The organism is Marinobacterium stanieri, assembly GCF_900155945.1.
GTDB lineage: Bacteria > Pseudomonadota > Gammaproteobacteria > Pseudomonadales > Balneatricaceae > Marinobacterium > Marinobacterium stanieri.
The window spans coordinates 27627-42838 of record NZ_FTMN01000005.1; the positions used below are offsets into that span (position 1 = coordinate 27627).

The 15212-nt window shown below is 59.5% G+C and carries 19 protein-coding genes; 14 read left to right on the forward strand and 5 right to left on the reverse strand.

Annotated elements, in window-relative coordinates; all coding sequences use genetic code 11:
* The first annotated feature begins 213 nt into the window (after positions 1-213).
* Entirely contained in the window at positions 214-828 is a 615-nt protein-coding gene (locus tag BW956_RS11945) for a TetR family transcriptional regulator (RefSeq protein WP_076462943.1), read from the forward strand.
* Here BW956_RS11945 and rsmD read toward each other — a convergent pair.
* Both rsmD and BW956_RS11955 read right to left on the reverse strand, forming a co-directional pair.
* Positions 799-1431, reverse strand: a complete 633-nt coding sequence (gene rsmD / locus BW956_RS11950) for a 16S rRNA (guanine(966)-N(2))-methyltransferase RsmD (protein WP_175612006.1) — start codon at positions 1429-1431, stop codon at positions 799-801. The genes BW956_RS11945 and rsmD overlap by 30 nt on opposite strands.
* Positions 1415-2587 carry a hypothetical protein gene (locus BW956_RS11955; RefSeq protein WP_076462944.1) on the reverse strand — a complete coding sequence of 391 codons (1173 nt, stop codon included), beginning with the start codon at positions 2585-2587 and terminating at the stop codon, positions 1415-1417. Before BW956_RS11955 ends, rsmD begins: the two co-directional genes overlap by 17 nt.
* A gap of 653 nt (positions 2588-3240) precedes the next feature.
* On the opposite strand from BW956_RS11955, the gene ftsY reads away from it, so the two are divergent.
* From ftsY to BW956_RS12005, 10 genes are all read left to right on the forward strand, one after another.
* Entirely contained in the window at positions 3241-4569 is a 1329-nt protein-coding gene (gene ftsY / locus BW956_RS11960; RefSeq protein ID WP_244894371.1) for a signal recognition particle-docking protein FtsY, read from the forward strand.
* Between the two features lie 14 nt (positions 4570-4583).
* Positions 4584-5249 (forward strand): cell division ATP-binding protein FtsE, encoded by a 666-nt coding sequence (gene ftsE / locus BW956_RS11965; protein ID WP_010324585.1) that lies wholly within the window; start codon positions 4584-4586, stop codon positions 5247-5249.
* Positions 5242-6234 (forward strand): permease-like cell division protein FtsX, encoded by a 993-nt coding sequence (gene ftsX, locus BW956_RS11970; protein WP_076462945.1) that lies wholly within the window; start codon positions 5242-5244, stop codon positions 6232-6234. The genes ftsE and ftsX overlap by 8 nt, the downstream gene beginning before the upstream one ends.
* Positions 6235-6377: 143 nt before the next feature.
* Positions 6378-7235: an RNA polymerase sigma factor RpoH gene (gene rpoH / locus BW956_RS11975; protein ID WP_010324583.1), complete on the forward strand. Its 858-nt coding sequence runs from the start codon at positions 6378-6380 to the stop codon at positions 7233-7235.
* Positions 7236-7328: 93 nt separating this feature from the next.
* Entirely contained in the window at positions 7329-7730 is a 402-nt protein-coding gene (locus tag BW956_RS11980) for a DUF423 domain-containing protein (RefSeq protein ID WP_076462946.1), read from the forward strand.
* Positions 7708-7908, forward strand: coding sequence for a sulfur carrier protein ThiS (gene thiS / locus BW956_RS11985; RefSeq protein WP_010324581.1), 201 nt, complete (start codon positions 7708-7710; stop codon positions 7906-7908). The genes BW956_RS11980 and thiS overlap by 23 nt, the downstream gene beginning before the upstream one ends.
* Before the next feature lie 55 nt (positions 7909-7963).
* Positions 7964-8761 (forward strand): thiazole synthase, encoded by a 798-nt coding sequence (locus BW956_RS11990; protein WP_076463177.1) that lies wholly within the window; start codon positions 7964-7966, stop codon positions 8759-8761.
* A gap of 45 nt (positions 8762-8806) precedes the next feature.
* Complete coding sequence (gene trmB, locus BW956_RS11995; RefSeq protein ID WP_076462947.1) at positions 8807-9499, forward strand: tRNA (guanosine(46)-N7)-methyltransferase TrmB; 693 nt, start codon at positions 8807-8809, stop codon at positions 9497-9499.
* An 18-nt stretch (positions 9500-9517) separates the two neighbouring features.
* Complete coding sequence (locus BW956_RS12000) at positions 9518-9952, forward strand: heme-binding protein (RefSeq protein WP_076462948.1); 435 nt, start codon at positions 9518-9520, stop codon at positions 9950-9952.
* A 7-nt stretch (positions 9953-9959) separates the two neighbouring features.
* Positions 9960-10877: a DMT family transporter gene (locus BW956_RS12005; protein WP_076462949.1), complete on the forward strand. Its 918-nt coding sequence runs from the start codon at positions 9960-9962 to the stop codon at positions 10875-10877.
* 7 nt (positions 10878-10884) lie between these two features.
* On the opposite strand, the gene BW956_RS12010 is transcribed toward BW956_RS12005, so the two are convergent.
* Positions 10885-11382: a Spy/CpxP family protein refolding chaperone gene (locus tag BW956_RS12010; RefSeq protein WP_076462950.1), complete on the reverse strand. Its 498-nt coding sequence runs from the start codon at positions 11380-11382 to the stop codon at positions 10885-10887.
* A gap of 136 nt (positions 11383-11518) precedes the next feature.
* Between BW956_RS12010 and BW956_RS12015 the strand changes: the two genes are divergently transcribed.
* Together BW956_RS12015 and BW956_RS12020 are read left to right on the forward strand one after the other, a co-directional pair.
* Positions 11519-12250 (forward strand): response regulator transcription factor, encoded by a 732-nt coding sequence (locus tag BW956_RS12015; RefSeq protein ID WP_076462951.1) that lies wholly within the window; start codon positions 11519-11521, stop codon positions 12248-12250.
* Complete coding sequence (locus BW956_RS12020; protein ID WP_076462952.1) at positions 12247-13527, forward strand: sensor histidine kinase; 1281 nt, start codon at positions 12247-12249, stop codon at positions 13525-13527. Before BW956_RS12015 ends, BW956_RS12020 begins: the two co-directional genes overlap by 4 nt.
* Here the strand turns inward: BW956_RS12020 and astA are convergent.
* The gene (astA, locus tag BW956_RS12025) at positions 13499-14533 is read right to left on the reverse strand and encodes an arginine N-succinyltransferase (RefSeq protein WP_076462953.1); all 1035 of its coding nucleotides are present in this window, start codon (positions 14531-14533) and stop codon (positions 13499-13501) included. The two genes, BW956_RS12020 and astA, sit on opposite strands and share 29 nt — an antisense overlap.
* Positions 14534-14646: 113 nt before the next feature.
* Here astA and BW956_RS12030 point away from each other — a divergent pair, with 113 nt between their 5' ends.
* Positions 14647-14799 carry an entericidin A/B family lipoprotein gene (locus BW956_RS12030; protein WP_083703048.1) on the forward strand — a complete coding sequence of 51 codons (153 nt, stop codon included), beginning with the start codon at positions 14647-14649 and terminating at the stop codon, positions 14797-14799.
* Positions 14800-14846: 47 nt separating this feature from the next.
* Here BW956_RS12030 and glnK read toward each other — a convergent pair whose 3' ends face one another.
* Positions 14847-15185 carry a P-II family nitrogen regulator gene (gene glnK / locus BW956_RS12035; RefSeq protein WP_010324571.1) on the reverse strand — a complete coding sequence of 113 codons (339 nt, stop codon included), beginning with the start codon at positions 15183-15185 and terminating at the stop codon, positions 14847-14849.
* Positions 15186-15212: the final 27 nt, after the last annotated feature.

Sequence of the window (15212 nt, forward strand, 5' to 3'; positions counted from 1 at the left end):
GCCCAATTGGCACAGGGGCACAAATAGATTAGAGGAATGATAAGTATCAAAATGGTTATTAATAAATTATTTTTTATCCACAAAGGTTATATTGAATAGCTGTAAATATGACACTTGTATGAAGCTTGTCTTACAGCCCTTGCCAGCTTGATATGGTGGCTCTAGGGTCTATCTTCTTTTTATACCTTGGACAATGTAAATAAGGACATCACCATGGCGCGACGGACCCGAGAGGAGGCCGAACAAACACGACAGAGCCTGCTGGCAACGGCATTAAGGCTGTTCAGTGAGCAGGGCATTACCGCGACCACCCTGAAGCAGATAGCAGCGGAAGCCGGGGTAACCCATGGTGCCCTCTACTGGCACTTCAAAAATCGCGCGGACTTGCTGGAGCAGATCCATCTTGAGTACATGCTGCCCTTTGAAGCTCAGTATCTGGAACAACGCCAGGCGGTACAGCAGGACGCCCTGGCCGCACTGGAACTTTATTTTCTGGGCGTTCTGGACGCTTTCCGGCGGGACGTTCAGGCACAGCAACTGTATCGCGTCTTCTATATGCAGGCGCAGCCGTTGAGCGATCTGGCGCCGTTGCAGGAGCGCCTGATGGCCAATCGGGAGTTGTGGCTGGAGCAGCAGAAGTTCTTTATCAAGCAGGCCCGCAAGCAAAAGCAGGTGCGCAAGAAGACAGTGCCCGCAGAGCTGGCACAGTCGCTGCAAATATTGCTGGATGGGCTATTGATGCATTGGCTGAATGAGCCCGAAACAGACCTGGTCAGTGAGGGCAAGCGGCTGCTGGCTCTAGTCCAGCAGGGGCTGCCGCAGAAATAGCCGATAGGCCACCTGGCCGGCTTTCTTTTCCCGGTGTAACTGCCAGTTCTCCGGGATACCTTCCAACGGCAACTCCGCTTCGGTTTCGATATAGATCATGGCCTGTGACTGCAGCAACTGGCGTTGTTCCAGCAGTGTGCAAATAGGCGCAACCATCCCCTTGCGGAACGGCGGGTCGATAAAGACCAGATCATAGCGTGCCTCTTCTCCCGTTTTGCGCTGCTCCAGCCAGTCCAGTGCCGAGGCTGTCACACATTCCGCATTCTGTGCCTTGAGCACATTCAGGTTGCTGCGCAGCTGTCGGACGACCTCTGGTGCACGGTCCACAAAGGTGACGCTGGCTGCGCCACGTGACAATGCTTCCAGCCCCAGTGCACCACTGCCGGTAAACAGGTCCAGACACTGGGCGCCGGGCACATCCGTCTGCAGCCAGTTAAACAGGGTTTCGCGCACCCGGTCCGGTGTCGGGCGCAGGCCTTCAATGGCGGGGAAGTCCAGTTTGCGGCCGCGCCATTGGCCCCCGATGATGCGAAGACTGGTGCGGGAAAGCTCAGGGCCATTCTGCGGACGGCGGGCGCGTTGGTTGTTATTGCGACGGGGCATGAGGGTCCTCGGTGACCGGGAGAAAATTCAGCCGACGATAAGTATCAGAGCCTGCCAAACGCTGCAAGTGTTGCTGAATATCGCTGCGTGGCAACTGCTCCAGCTGCGAAACCAGCCTGTCGGGTGTTTCGGCCGGCAACCTGTGGCGGGCCAGTAACAGCAGCCAGGTACTGGCGTCTGCCGCCAATCGCCCCTCCCAGTATTCAGCCAGTTGCTGGCGCAGTTGATCATAGCGGTCCTGGTCGGGGCAGCTGAGTAACTGTTCCGGCTTCAGTGCCGTCTGTTGCAAAAGCAGATCAAGATCGGCGAAACCGTGCCAGGCTCGCCAGCGCAGGCGGAAGTTACCCTGACTTATTAATGACAGTTGTTCCTGTACACAGGCCAGAGCCAGCTGAGTACGTGCCAGACCTTCCAAATCGGCTGGCGCAGACCAACGCCAGTGATGCAGTACGCCCTGGCCCGCAGGGTCCGCGCTGGGCAGCGGTGTGGCGGTCACCGTAGTTGCCGGTCCGGTTTTGGCATCCGGTACGGCAGGCGCGGTGAGTGGCAGGAACTCGGGTGTTTGCAGGGTCATCAGCAGTCGCTCGGATGTTACCCACTCATCCAGCAGCGAGGCAGGGGTCACCTGCCATGGGCGCGGGAATGTCCCCGGCTGCAAGGCGGCCAAAGCTGCCTCATCGGGGGTATGCAGGTTCAGATAGCGAGTGGCCAGGCTGGTGTTGACCCGCTGTGTCCAGTCCATATCGACAGGGGCGGTCAGGTGCTGAAGCAGGGAGCGCAGTTGTTCATTATCAGGGGGAGCGGATGTCTGTATCAGCAGTTGCCACTCCGTATCGCTGTTACTGCTGACAATTTGCCACTGCTGTTGCTGAAGCCATTGCTGTGCTTCTGGAGTACTCAGGCGCTGCTTCATGACATCGGGTAAAAGCCTGTTTACCAGCCAACGTTCTGCCGTGTCGGGTGCCGGTAATGGCAGCAGCAGCTGCAGTTGATAGTCCTCACGAGACTGGCGCATCTGGTACAGGCGACGGTCTTCACTGATTTGCAGGTCCTGACCGCCAGGCAGGGGGCCCAGCAGTGACAGCAGCAGGATCACCCCGGGCAACAGGATGATGAGGAGCCAAAGCTGACGTCGATTGAGAAAGGGTCGGGACATTTTCCGGGTCCTGGATTGGGGGCTGCCGGGTTGGTCATGGGGGGCTCTGTGCTAAGATAGCCGCCCATTGGGTTTCAACTCGCAGGCCTGTCAGAACAGGCCCTCTACCGCGGATATTACAGACTATGGACGCGCTCTACACCTGGATGACTGAACAGGGCCTTGATCCTGCCATCTTGCCCTATCTGGCCGGTGCTCTGGCCATCGTATTTTTGTTGATTGTAGTACGCGCAATGCGTCGCCCGTCGGCAGCGGACGAACTGCCGCAATCCGAGCAGAAACCGACCGTTGCTACCGAGCCTGAAGCGAAACAGACTGCGGAAGTAGAAGAGGCTGCACGCCAAGCGGCAGCTGAAGCCGAGCAACAGGCCCGTGAAGAAGCCGAGCGCAAGGCAGCCGAGGAAGAGACTGCGCGTAAGGCAGCAGAAGCGGCTGAGCAGCAGGCCCGCGAAGAAGCCGAGCGAAAGGCGGCTGAAGAAGAGGCAGCGCGTCAGGCAGCAGAAGCGGCTGAACAACAGGCCCGTGAAGAAGCTGAGCGCAAGGTGGCCGAGGAAGAAGCGGCGCGTCGGGCAACAGAAGCAGCCGAACAGCAGGCGCGCGAGGAAGCCGAGCGCAAGGCGGCTGAAGAAGAAGCGGCGCGTCAGGCAGCAGAAGTGGCTGAGCAGCAGGCCCGTGAAGAGGCCGAGCGCAAGGTGGCCGAGGAAGAGGCAGCGCGTCAGGCAGCAGAAGCGGCTGAACAGCAGGCCCGTGAAGAAGCTGAGCGTAAGGCGGCTGAAGAAGCGGCCCGTAAGGCAGCAGAAGCAGCTGAGCAGCAGGCCCGTGAAGAAGCTGAGCGCAAGGCGGCTGAGGAAGAAGCGGCGCGTCAGGCAGCAGAAGCAGCCGAACAGCAGGCGCGCGAAGAAGCAGAGCGTAAAGCCGCTGAGGAAGAGGCAGCGCGTCAGGCAGCAGAAGCAGCTGAACAACAGGCTCGCGAAGACGCCGAGCGTAAAGCAGCTGAGGAAGAAGCAGCCCGCCAGGCCGAAGAAGCGGCAGCCAAAGCGGCGGCCGAAAACCCTGAAGAGAAAAAAGCCGGTTTCTTTGCTCGCATTAAAAATGGCTTGAGCCGAACCAAGGCCAATCTCACCGAGCAGCTGGGAGATCTCTTCCTCGGTGCCAAGGAGATCGATGATGATCTGCTGGAAGAGATTGAAACCACCCTGCTGATGGCGGATATCGGTGTCGAAGCCACGACCGAAATTATCAACCGCCTCACCGACCGTGTTGAGCGTAATCAGCTGAAAGATGCGGATGCGCTGAAAGAAGCACTGAAGGAAGAATTGGGCGATCTGTTGGGCGGTGTTGAGCACCCGCTGCGGTTGCCCGAGAAAAAGCCGGCCGTGATTCTGATGGTAGGTGTCAATGGCGTGGGTAAAACCACCACCATCGGCAAGCTGGCCAAGCGTTTCCAGGGCGAAGGCAAATCGGTGATGCTGGCAGCCGGGGATACCTTCCGTGCCGCTGCGGTTGAGCAGCTGCAGGTGTGGGGCGAGCGTAACAACGTGCCGGTGGTGGCTCAGCATACAGGGGCTGATTCAGCCTCCGTTATCTTTGATGCCCTGCAATCGGCGCAGTCCCGTGGCGTGGATGTGCTGATTGCCGATACGGCCGGTCGTCTGCAGAACAAGGACAACCTGATGCAGGAGCTGGAAAAGGTTGTCCGCGTGATGAAGAAGCTGGACCCGGATGCCCCGCACGAAGTGATGCTGGTGCTGGACGCGGGCACCGGCCAGAATGCGATCAGTCAGGCCAAACAGTTCAAGGATTCCGTCGGCGTGACCGGCATTACCCTGACCAAGCTGGACGGCACAGCCAAAGGTGGCATTATCTTCGCCATCGCCAAACAGTTCGGTCTGCCGATCCGCTTTATCGGTGTGGGTGAGCAGGTGGATGATCTGCGTCCGTTCGAAGCGGATGAGTTTGTCCAGGCACTGTTCGAAGACTGATTTAAGGAGCCGGTATGGCCGCGATTCGCTTCAGCAACGTGTTCAAGCGCTACAGCAGTGGTCAGGATGCCCTGCTGGGCGTCAACTTTGAGCTGGCGTCCGGGGAGATGAGTTTTCTGACCGGGCACTCAGGGGCGGGTAAAAGCACCCTGATGAAGCTGATCATGTTGATGGAGCGGCCCAGTCGTGGCCAGGTGTGGGTGGGGCAGCAGGATCTGTCCCGGCTGCATCGCTCCCAGATTCCGCTGCTGCGGCGCCAGGTGGGGGTGGTGTTCCAGAACCACCAGCTGCTGTTTGATCGCACCGTGTTCGACAACGTGGCGCTGCCACTGCAGATCAGCGGCTATGATCCGGCCGATGCCGCCCGCCGTGTGCGCGCTGCGCTGGATAAGGTAGGCCTGTTGGACCGGGAAAAACACAACCCGATCATGCTTTCCACCGGTGAGCAGCAGCGTGTGGGCATTGCCCGTGCCATCGTGCACAAGCCGCGTCTGCTGCTGGCGGATGAGCCCACCGGTAACCTGGACCCGGAACTGTCTGAAGACATCATGCGCCTGTTTGAGCAGTTCAACCAGATTGGCACTACCGTGTTGATTGCCAGCCATGACCATTCGTTGATTAACCGCATGCACCACCGCGTGCTGACGCTCAGAAACGGACGCCTGATAGCAGATGACTAATAAACGTAGCGCTCCCGACAATACGCCAAGACGCGGTGCCCGGCAGCACCGTGTTGAATCTGCCGACCGCCGTCGCAGCTGGCGCCGGCACCATGTCAGCGTAGCCAAAGGTGCCCTGTTGCGGCTGCGGCAAACGCCGGTGGCCTCGTTCATGACGCTGGCGGTACTGGCGATTGCCCTGGCACTGCCCGGCTTCCTGCTGGCTGCGCTGAGTAACCTGCAGGCACTGACGTCGGGCTGGGATACCCAGCCGCGCATCGCCCTGTATATGCAGACCGAACTCAGCGATGCCGCCATCGACCGTTTCAGCCGCGAGCTGCTGCTGCGTGACGACCTCAGTGGCGTGGAGCTGATCAGTCGGCAAAAGGGGCTGGAGGAGTTTCGCGAGTACTCCGCGTTCGCCGATCTGCTGGAGCAGTTGGATGCCAATCCGCTGCCGGCGGTCATCATGGTGACGCCCCTGTCTGATAACCCGGTGCAGTTGCCGCTGCTGAAAGAGGAGCTGGCGGCCATGTCGCAGGTTTCCGATGCGGTGCTGGACATGGAGTGGGTGCAGCGTCTGGATGCGGTGCTGGCACTGGCGCAGCGTGGCAGCTATGTGCTGGGTGGCCTGCTGGCACTGGCGGTGTTGCTGGTGGTCGGCAACACGGTACGCATGACCATTGAAAGCCGGCGCGATGAGATCCTGGTCAGTAAACTGGTGGGAGCTACCGACGCCTGGGTGCGCCGTCCCTTCCTCTATAGTGGTTTCTGGTTTGGCTTGCTGGGCGGTGTGCTGGCCTGGCTGCTGGTGCAGGTTGCCTTGTCGCTGCTGAGCGACCCGGCCCAGGCGCTTGCAGAGCTCTACCTGAACCGTTTCCAGCTGCAGGGGCTGGGGCTGGAAGGTTCGCTGTTGATGCTGGGGGCATCGGTCCTGCTTGGCCTGGCAGGGTCCTGGCTGGCGGTGGCACGTCATCTGCGCGAAATCGAACCGGGCGAAGTGTAAAATAACCGCAACCCTTGCCCTATACACTGAATCGCGTTAAATTTTTCAGTCCTTTGCGCGTACGCCGACGCTAAAAGCGGAACTTTAGCCGCCAGTTAGCGTCACAAGCATGAATTTAGTGAAAATTGCGAGGTCATTCCTGAATGGGCACAAGCTTGCAAGTTGTTGAACAGCTGTCACCGGGCCGCAATGTCGACGCCTATGTTCAAACTGTGAGTGCCATTCCCATCCTCACGGCTGATGAGGAGCGGGAGCTGGCAGAACGCCTGCATTACCAGAGCGATCTTGAAGCGGCACGCCAGTTGGTTATGTCGCACCTGCGTTTTGTGGTTCATATTGCCCGTAGTTACTCCGGATACGGTCTGCCGCTGGGCGACCTGATTCAGGAAGGCAATGTTGGCCTGATGAAGGCCGTTAAGCGCTTTGATCCCACCATGGGTGTACGTCTGGTGTCGTTCGCCGTGCACTGGATCAAGGCCGAAATGCATGAATTTATTCTGCGCAACTGGCGTATCGTTAAAATCGCCACCACCAAGGCCCAGCGCAAGCTGTTCTTCAATCTGCGTTCGCAGAAGAAGAAACTGAGCTGGATGACCAATGAAGAGGTGGAAGCGGTTGCTGAAGATCTGGGCGTTGATGCCAAGGTTGTGCGTCAGATGGAAGGCCGTCTGGCCTCCAATGATACCGCCTTTGATGCACCGGCAAGCGAGGATGAAGACGCAGCCTATCTGTCACCGTCTGCCTACCTCGAGGATCACTCCGCTGATCCGGCTACTCAGCTGGAAGAGGCTAACTGGGAGGAAGATTCCCAGCGCCGACTGCTGAGTGCGATGGAAGGTCTGGATGATCGCAGCCGTAACATTCTGGCGCGTCGCTGGCTGGCCGAAGAAAAGGCAACCCTGCACGAGCTGGCGGCCGAGTACGAAGTGTCGGCCGAGCGCATTCGTCAGTTGGAAAAGAATGCCATGAAAAAGATTCGCGGTGCGATGCTGACGGCCTGAGCCCGGCATCCACTGCTCTAAAAGCCGCCCTGTGCGGCTTTTTTCGTTTCGGGCCTTAGTCCGAGCCATTATAATGCCACCACGGAATACCGCATGTCCGCACGTCTTATTCTGATTCTGGCCGCCTTGATGGGGGCTTTGGCTGTGATGCTGGGCGCCTTTGCGGCCCATGGTCTGCGCGACCAGCTCAGTCCGCGTCTGCTGGAGGTGTTTCGCACCGGGGTCGACTACCAGTTCTGGCATGTACTGGCCTTGCTGGCGGTGGGTCTGTTGCAGCAACACCAGCGTCGCCTTGGCTTCAGCATCAGTGCCGGCGCTTTTTTGCTGGGTATCCTGCTGTTCAGCGGCAGTCTCTTCGTACTGGCCTTGAGTGGCGTGCATTGGCTTGGGGCCATCACCCCGCTGGGGGGAACCGCATTCATCATCGGCTGGCTGTGTCTGGCCGTGACATTGGTAAAACAAGGTAAAGAGCATGCAGATTCAGGTAAACGGTGAAGCACTGGAGATCAGTGAAGACGCCACGCTGAATGACCTGATTGAACAGCTTCAGCTGGTGGGCAAGCGCATTGCCATCGAGCTGAACCTGGAAATCATTCCGCGCAGCGAACATGCCAGCACCCGGCTCAAGTCGGATGACCAGGTCGAAATTGTACACGCGATCGGCGGCGGCTGAGCGATAGCGCTGCTGGATCAGGTCGCAACTCACATTCATTCTCGGGGTATAGATGATGTCAGAACTGGAAACGAACGACCCACTGGTAATTGCCGGACAGACCTTTAAATCGCGCCTGCTGGTGGGTACCGGCAAATACAAGGATATGGCCGAGACCGGCGCTGCCATCGAAGCCAGTGGTGCCGAGATCGTCACCATGGCGGTCCGCCGTACCAACCTGGGTCAGAACCCGGACGAGCCCAACCTGCTGGACGTGGTCAGCCCTGACCGTTACACCCTGTTGCCGAACACTGCCGGCTGCTACACCGCCGATGACGCCGTACGTACCTGTCGTCTGGCCCGTGAGCTGCTGGATGGCCATGATCTGGTCAAGCTGGAAGTACTGGGTGACCAGAAGACGCTGTACCCCAACATCATTGAAACCGTGAAAGCCGCCGAAACCCTGGTCAAGGATGGCTTCAAAGTGATGGTGTACACCAATGACGACCCCATCGTCGCCAAACAGCTGGAAGAGATCGGCTGTGTTGCCGTGATGCCGCTGGGCTCCCTGATCGGTTCCGGCCTGGGTATCCAGAACCCGCACAACATCCGTTTGATCATGGAAGAGGCCAATGTACCTATCCTGGTTGACGCCGGTATCGGTACGCCTTCAGAGGCCGCCATGGCGATGGAAATGGGTTGCGCCGGTGTGCTGGTGAATTCGGCCATTGCCGGTGCGCAGAATCCGGTGTTGATGGCCAAAGCGATGCAGAAAGCCGTGCAGGCCGGTCGTGAAGCGCACCTGGCCGTGCGCATGCCGCGCAAAGCCTACGCCAGCGCATCCTCGCCGCTGGATGGCCTGATCAGCAAATGAATTGAACCTGCGGGGCCTCTGGCCCCGCCAAGTAATAGACACAAGATGACAGACGAACAGAAACCGATTCGCCGGATCCGCAGCTTTGTTGTGCGTGCCGGCCGTATGACCGAAGGTCAGCAGCGTGCCATGGACGAGAACTGGCCCAAATACGGGCTGGAGCTGAAAGATGGCATGATCAACCCGGCAGATGTCTTCGGCCGTGAAGCACCTCTGGTGCTGGAGATCGGCTTCGGCATGGGCGATTCGCTGATCGAGATGGCACGCCAGGCGCCGGAAAAGAACTTCATCGGCATCGAAGTCCACCCTCCGGGCGTGGGACGTTTGCTGTCTCGTGCGGTTGAGGCCGGGCTGACCAATATCCGAGTCTACTGTGATGACGCGGTGGAAGTATTGGAGCAGTGCATCCCGGATGAGAGTCTGGAAACCCTGCAGCTGTTCTTTCCGGACCCCTGGCACAAGAAGCGCCATCACAAGCGCCGCATCGTGCAGCCTGAGTTTGCCCAGAAAATTCGTCAGAAGCTGGCCGTTGGCGGTTGTTTCCACATGGCGACCGACTGGGAAAACTATGCCGAGCATATGATGGAAGTGATGAGCGCTGCCGAGGGCTATCGCAACCGCCAGGGCGAGGGCGAGTATGCGCCTCAGCCGGAATGGCGTCCGGTAACCAAGTTCCAGCAGCGCGGTGAGCGTCTGGGTCATGGTGTCTGGGATTTGATGTTCGAACGTACTGCCTGAACCGACTGGAGTCCGATTATGACCACCCCTATCAGCGTACAACAGACCAGCCTCGATTACCGTGCCGCTCTGGCCGCCGTCACTGCTGCTGCCGAAGAGGCAGAGCGTCTGGGTGTGCGTGTCAGCATTGCGGTGGTGGCACGTTCCGGCCAGCCGCTGGCCCAGCTAAGCCTCAACGATGCACCGCCGCAAACGTCCCAGCTGGCGCTGCGCAAGGCGCGTACCTCAGCCGGCTTCAAGGTGCCCAGCAGCTTCTTCCGTAACAAGAACCCGGACGACGTGCATCTGCTGGCGGCCCTGGATACGCATCCGGACCTGCTCATGCTGGGCGGTGGCTTGCCACTGCTGCTGGATGGGGAGTGCATCGGTGCCGTAGGGGTGTCGGGCGCGTCTCAGGATCAGGATATCGCCTGTGCGCAGGCGGCATTGTCTGCATTGGCGCTTAAGGAATAGCTGACAGATGTCTGAAGCGAACACACAAGGGGCTGGTTCAGCCCCTTTTTTATTGATGGCGGTCGCCTCGGCTGTGCTGATGGGCACCATCGGCGTGATCTCGCGCTATGCGGGGCTGAGTGCGGAAACACTGACCTTCTATCGATTGGGCTTTGGTGCCCTGCTGATGCTGGGCTACCTGCTGGTAATCGGGCGCTTCAGCCTGCTGTTGTGCTGGCCGGGCTGGCGGGTGCTGATCAATGGCGGGCTGTTGGCGGCGTTTATCGTCTGTTATGTCCAGGCGATGCTCTATACCAGCATGGCCAATGCCATCATGATGGTGTATCTGTCACCGGTCACGGCTTCGGTGGTGGCGCATTTTTGCCTGGGTGAGCGCCTGCGCCCGGCGGGCGTCGGGTTGATTCTGCTGGCGCTGTTCGGCTTTGCCATGATGATGGAATTCCGCCTCGGCTTTGATAATCCGGACGATGCCACCGGCATGCTGTTTGCGACCCTGGCCATGCTGGCCTATGCCGGCTTTATCCTGATGAACCGTATCCTGCCCCTGCATGTACACAGCTATACCCGCTGCTGGTATCAGTTACTGGCCGGAGCCTTGTGCATGCTGCCGCTGATGTTGCAGCAGAATGAAAGCATTGTGGCGGTGCAATGGGGCTGGTTGCTGCTGGCGGGACTGTTGCCGGGCTTTCTGGCGATCCTGTTTGCCGTGATCGCGTTGCGGGAGCTACCGGCGGCCACCTTCGGCACGCTGGCGTATATGGAGCCGATTGCGGTGGTGACCTTCGGTTGGGTGCTGTTCGGCCAGTCACTCAACGCGCTACAGCTGTCCGGCTGTGGCCTTATTCTGGCGGCAGGGGTGGCTCAGGCGCTGTTGAACCAGCGCACTGAGCGACGTCAACGCGAGCGACTCCAAGTCGCGTCTTAACAGGCTGTTACAGAATTTCCTTGTCTGCGCCACGGTGACGGTGGTGCGGGCCGTCACCTCGGTGGTGTTTACCATCGCGGTGATGCTTGCCCTTGCGCTCGCGCATCTCAGCCAGCTTCTCTTCCTGCTCCGGTGTCAGAATGGCGTAGAGCTCAGCCTTGAAGTTGGCGCGACGCTCGACACGTTCGGCCAGTTGTTGCTGCATGTCGGCGATGCGTGCCTGCACCTGCTCGTTGTAATCCGCGGCATTGGGATCCAGCTGTGCCAGCCCTTTCATGCCTTTGCGCGGCTGCTCCGGGCGTTGCGCGGCCTGGTCGGCAAAGAGTGCCTTGACCGAGGCGGTCTGGGCTTCGTCCAGTTCCAGGTGTTTGGCCATACGCTCGACACGCTTGTCGGCGCGGTCGGCAGCACTGCAGTTCTCTTTCTGACCGGCATAGGCCAGGGCGCTGGTACCGGCAACCAGAGAGGCGGCGAGAACGGATACAATCATCTTGCGTGTTTTCATGGAAACTCTCCTGTGTTGATCTGGTGTCCAGTATTGCCAATGTCAGCGCAAAGTTGTGTGCACAAGGGGTAAAGTTAGGTAAAGCCTGCCTGACGCCCGTGATCAGCGGGCTAAAATGGCGCCAGGAGGATTGCTGATGCAAACAGATGCGCAAACATTGCTGTTGGTGGATGACGACCCTGATCTCTGTGCCATGCTGGCCGAATACCTGGGGCATGAAGGTTACAAGGTCGAGACCGTGCATTCCGGGGCTGCCGCGCTGGAAGTGCTGGAGCGGCTGACGCCGGACCTGATGGTGCTGGATATCATGATGCCGGGGATGAGTGGACTGGAGCTGTTGCAGCAGCTGCGCCCACGCAGTGCCGTTCCGGTCCTGATGTTGACCGGTCGCGGAGAGGCTATTGATCGAATTCTGGGGCTGGAAATGGGCGCGGATGATTATCTGTCCAAACCCTGCCACCCGCGTGAACTGCTGGCACGTGTGAAGGCGATTCTGCGCCGCTGTGACGGTGCTCAGCCGGCAGCAGAGCCGGAGCAGGACGGTACTTTTCCCGCTCACCGCCTGGTATCCGGAGAGCTGATGCTGGACCCGGGGCAGCGTGAGGTGCAGTTTGCTGGCCAGCCATTACAGCTGACCAGTGCCGAGTTCAATGTGCTGGCCTATCTGATGCAACATGCCGGCCGTGTTCTGAGTAAGGAAGAGCTGACCCGCTGGGTATTGCACCGCGAACTCAGTGCCTATGATCGTGCCATCGATGTTCACGTCAGCCGGGTGCGTCAGAAGCTGGCGGCGGTGATGGGAGATGATCAGGAAATGATCAAGACCGTGCGGGGCCAGGGGTATCAGTTCGTGCGGGGCATGGCATGAAGATTCGATGGTACCAGCGTCTGTTCTGGAAGATGTTTCTGGTGATCTGGCTGGTCAGTCTGGTGGGCATGGGCAGCGTCTTTCTGGTGCTGTCCAGCCGCTACGACAAGGATCATAAGCTGGAACTGCTGGAAGCCCGTGCCAGGGGACAGGCAATGCTGATGCTGGAACGCTACGAAGATGGCGTACCGGACTGGCACAAGCTGCCGGGGCGGCGCCATTCAATACCTGTCTGGCTGTTTGAGGCTGACAGCCGCGAACCACTGATGTCCGGCATACATGAGCCACCGCGACGGGCCCTCAGGCTTGCACTCACCACTGACAGTGGTCGTGAATACCTGGCCAAGGTGGGCTTGCCGCGTGAGGCCTTCTTCGTGGAGCGCATGCTCGGGCGCCTGTTCTCGTTGCAGATGGTACTGATTCTGCTGGTGTCGGGACTGGCGGGGCTGGTGCTTAGTGGATTGGTGGTGCGGCCGATTCGACGGCTCAGCCATCATGTGCGGGATCTGCATCAGGAACAGGATCTGACCCTGAGAGCCGATGCCGGCTTGAGTCAGCGGCGCGATGAAATCGGGGAGCTGACCCGTGAGTTTGATGCCATGGTGGCGTCTGTGGAGCAGACCCTGCTGGCGCAGCAGCGGTTGTTGCAGGACGTGTCCCACGAGCTGCGAGCTCCACTGGCGCGGCTGCAGGCGGCTGCCGGTCTGGTGGAGCAGCGGCTGGCGGAGGATGACCCGCTGATGCAGCGTATCAACCGGGAGTGCGAACGTCTGGATGCCCTGATCAGTGAAATCCTCAGTTTCAGCCGTCAGCAGAACAAAGAGCGTCCGGTGGAGTTTTCGCTCAACGAACTCTGTCAGGAATTGCAGGAAGAAGTGCGGTTACGCCAGCCTGCGAGGCCGTTCACACTGGATCTGCCGGATGTCGCCGTACATTACCGTGGCGCCCGTGAATTGTTGCGGCGTGCGTTACAGAATGGGGTGGAGAATATTCTGCGTCATACGCCTGAAGAGACGCCCGCCAGCCTTCAGTTGCAGGCCTTGCCTGGGGGCGGACTTCAGGTCAGTCTGAGCGATGCAGGCCCGGGCGTAGATGAAGCGCTTCTGCCTCGTCTGTTTGAGCCCTTTGTTCGGGACGACAGCACCTCTGCAGAGGGCTTTGGTCTGGGCATGAGTATCGCGCGCCGGGCCGTTGAGCAGCTGGGCGGCCAGATCAGTGCCCATAACCGGCCCGAGGGCGGCTTTGAGCTCAGGATTCAGTTACCGCCGGCAGGCTGACCAGTCGAACCCGGTCGCCAGTCTTGACCTCCAGGCAGGCGGCAACCTCGGAGGTCAGAGCCACCCGCCGACGCCCGGGCTGCAGGCGTGCCTGAGTACAGCGGAAATCCACACACTGGGTATTGCTGACCAGATAGGAGCGTGCGCCCTCGGGCACCGCCTGGTCATCAATCACCACCTCCAGCGTGCGGCTGCGCGCAATGGCATGCACCTCCTCGGGGCGTGCGGCCAGTGTCGGGCCGGCATCAAAAATATCCACGTAGTCTTCAAAGCGGAATCCCTGTGCCTTCAATAGCTTGCAGGCCGGGCGTGTATTGGGATGAACCTCGCCAATGATCGCCTGCGCCGCCGGGGGCAGCAGGTGGATATAGATCGGGTGCTTGGGCATGAGTTCGGCAATCACCACCTTGTTGCCGGAGCCGGTGAGGAAGTCTGCCTCACGGTAGTGCATGGAGAAAAAGTGCTGCCCCAGCCCCTCCCAGAACGGATTGCTGTCATCCTGGTCGGTAAAACCGCGCATTTCAGCAATGATGCGGTCGGCAAAGCGGGCGCGGTGCTGGGCGATAAACAGGAAGCGTGAGCGTGACAGCAGGCCGCCACCGCCCCGGCCACGAAAATCCGGCCGCAAGAACAGGGAGCAGAGCTCGCTGCTGCCGGTGTAGTCGTTGCACAGGTAGAGGGTGCGAAACTCGTTGTAGATCCCCAGCTGGTGCGAGGCATGCACAATGGTGCCGATATGGTAGTGATACCAGGGCGCATCCAGACCCACCGCCGCGGTAATGCCGCTGGTGCCCAGCACCTCACCGGTTTCGGTATCTTCCAGTACAAACAGATAGGTCAGCGGGGCCGGTTCGGGTGCGCTGCGAAAGGCACTCACCGCCTGCTCCAGCTTGCTGACCAGCAGGTCATGGTTATCCGGCAAAGAGGTAAAGCCGGGGCCGGATTCCCGGGCAATCTGGTGCAACAGGCTGTCGTCTGTCGATGCAATCGGGCGTACTCTCAGCATCCTGGCCTCCAGTGGTCACGATTATGACTGCAGTATAGATGAGCCGGGCCGGGGTAATAGCACTAAAAGCAGGCTAGAGGTATGATCTTGGCATGCCTGAATGAGGAGCAACCATGGGTAAGAAACTGATTACATTGATCGCCAGTGCAGGGCTGTTGCTGGCGGCCGGCGTGCAAAGCGGCTGCAGCACCATTGAGGGTGCCGGCAAGGATTTGACCAAGGCGGGTGAAAAGATTCAGGAAGTTGCGCGCGACGCGAAGAACTGAGGGACAAGGCCGACCTGAGGCAGGTCGGCCCAGTGCAAGGCTGGCCGTTACAGAGCGTCCGGGCCAGTCTCGCCAGTACGAATACGCACCACCTGCTCCAGCGGCATGACAAAAATTTTGCCGTCGCCGATCTTGCCAGTGTTGGCGGTTTTGCTGATTGCTTCGATGACCTGATCGAGCATGTCGTCATCAATGGCGACTTCGATCTTCACCTTGGGCAGGAAATCCACCACATATTCCGCGCCGCGGTACAGCTCGGTATGGCCTTTCTGGCGGCCGAAGCCTTTCACTTCAGTCACGGTTACACCCTGGATACCGATCTCGGACAGGGCTTCGCGAACGTCATCCAGCTTGAACGGTTTGATCACCGCTGTGACGAGTTTCATCATTCAACTCCTCGCAATATTGGGGCA

Coding starts and splice junctions, on each gene's coding strand:
- BW956_RS11945 (WP_076462943.1), top strand. CDS start 214: ATGGCGCGACGGACCCGAGAGGAGGCCGAACAAACACGACAGAGCCTG.
- rsmD (WP_175612006.1), bottom strand. CDS start 1,431: ATGCCCCGTCGCAATAACAACCAACGCGCCCGCCGTCCGCAGAATGGC.
- BW956_RS11955 (WP_076462944.1), bottom strand. CDS start 2,587: ATGTCCCGACCCTTTCTCAATCGACGTCAGCTTTGGCTCCTCATCATC.
- ftsE (WP_010324585.1), top strand. CDS start 4,584: ATGGCCGCGATTCGCTTCAGCAACGTGTTCAAGCGCTACAGCAGTGGT.
- ftsX (WP_076462945.1), top strand. CDS start 5,242: ATGACTAATAAACGTAGCGCTCCCGACAATACGCCAAGACGCGGTGCC.
- rpoH (WP_010324583.1), top strand. CDS start 6,378: ATGGGCACAAGCTTGCAAGTTGTTGAACAGCTGTCACCGGGCCGCAAT.
- BW956_RS11980 (WP_076462946.1), top strand. CDS start 7,329: ATGTCCGCACGTCTTATTCTGATTCTGGCCGCCTTGATGGGGGCTTTG.
- thiS (WP_010324581.1), top strand. CDS start 7,708: ATGCAGATTCAGGTAAACGGTGAAGCACTGGAGATCAGTGAAGACGCC.
- BW956_RS11990 (WP_076463177.1), top strand. CDS start 7,964: ATGTCAGAACTGGAAACGAACGACCCACTGGTAATTGCCGGACAGACC.
- trmB (WP_076462947.1), top strand. CDS start 8,807: ATGACAGACGAACAGAAACCGATTCGCCGGATCCGCAGCTTTGTTGTG.
- BW956_RS12000 (WP_076462948.1), top strand. CDS start 9,518: ATGACCACCCCTATCAGCGTACAACAGACCAGCCTCGATTACCGTGCC.
- BW956_RS12005 (WP_076462949.1), top strand. CDS start 9,960: ATGTCTGAAGCGAACACACAAGGGGCTGGTTCAGCCCCTTTTTTATTG.
- BW956_RS12010 (WP_076462950.1), bottom strand. CDS start 11,382: ATGAAAACACGCAAGATGATTGTATCCGTTCTCGCCGCCTCTCTGGTT.
- BW956_RS12015 (WP_076462951.1), top strand. CDS start 11,519: ATGCAAACAGATGCGCAAACATTGCTGTTGGTGGATGACGACCCTGAT.
- BW956_RS12020 (WP_076462952.1), top strand. CDS start 12,247: ATGAAGATTCGATGGTACCAGCGTCTGTTCTGGAAGATGTTTCTGGTG.
- astA (WP_076462953.1), bottom strand. CDS start 14,533: ATGCTGAGAGTACGCCCGATTGCATCGACAGACGACAGCCTGTTGCAC.
- BW956_RS12030 (WP_083703048.1), top strand. CDS start 14,647: ATGGGTAAGAAACTGATTACATTGATCGCCAGTGCAGGGCTGTTGCTG.
- glnK (WP_010324571.1), bottom strand. CDS start 15,185: ATGAAACTCGTCACAGCGGTGATCAAACCGTTCAAGCTGGATGACGTT.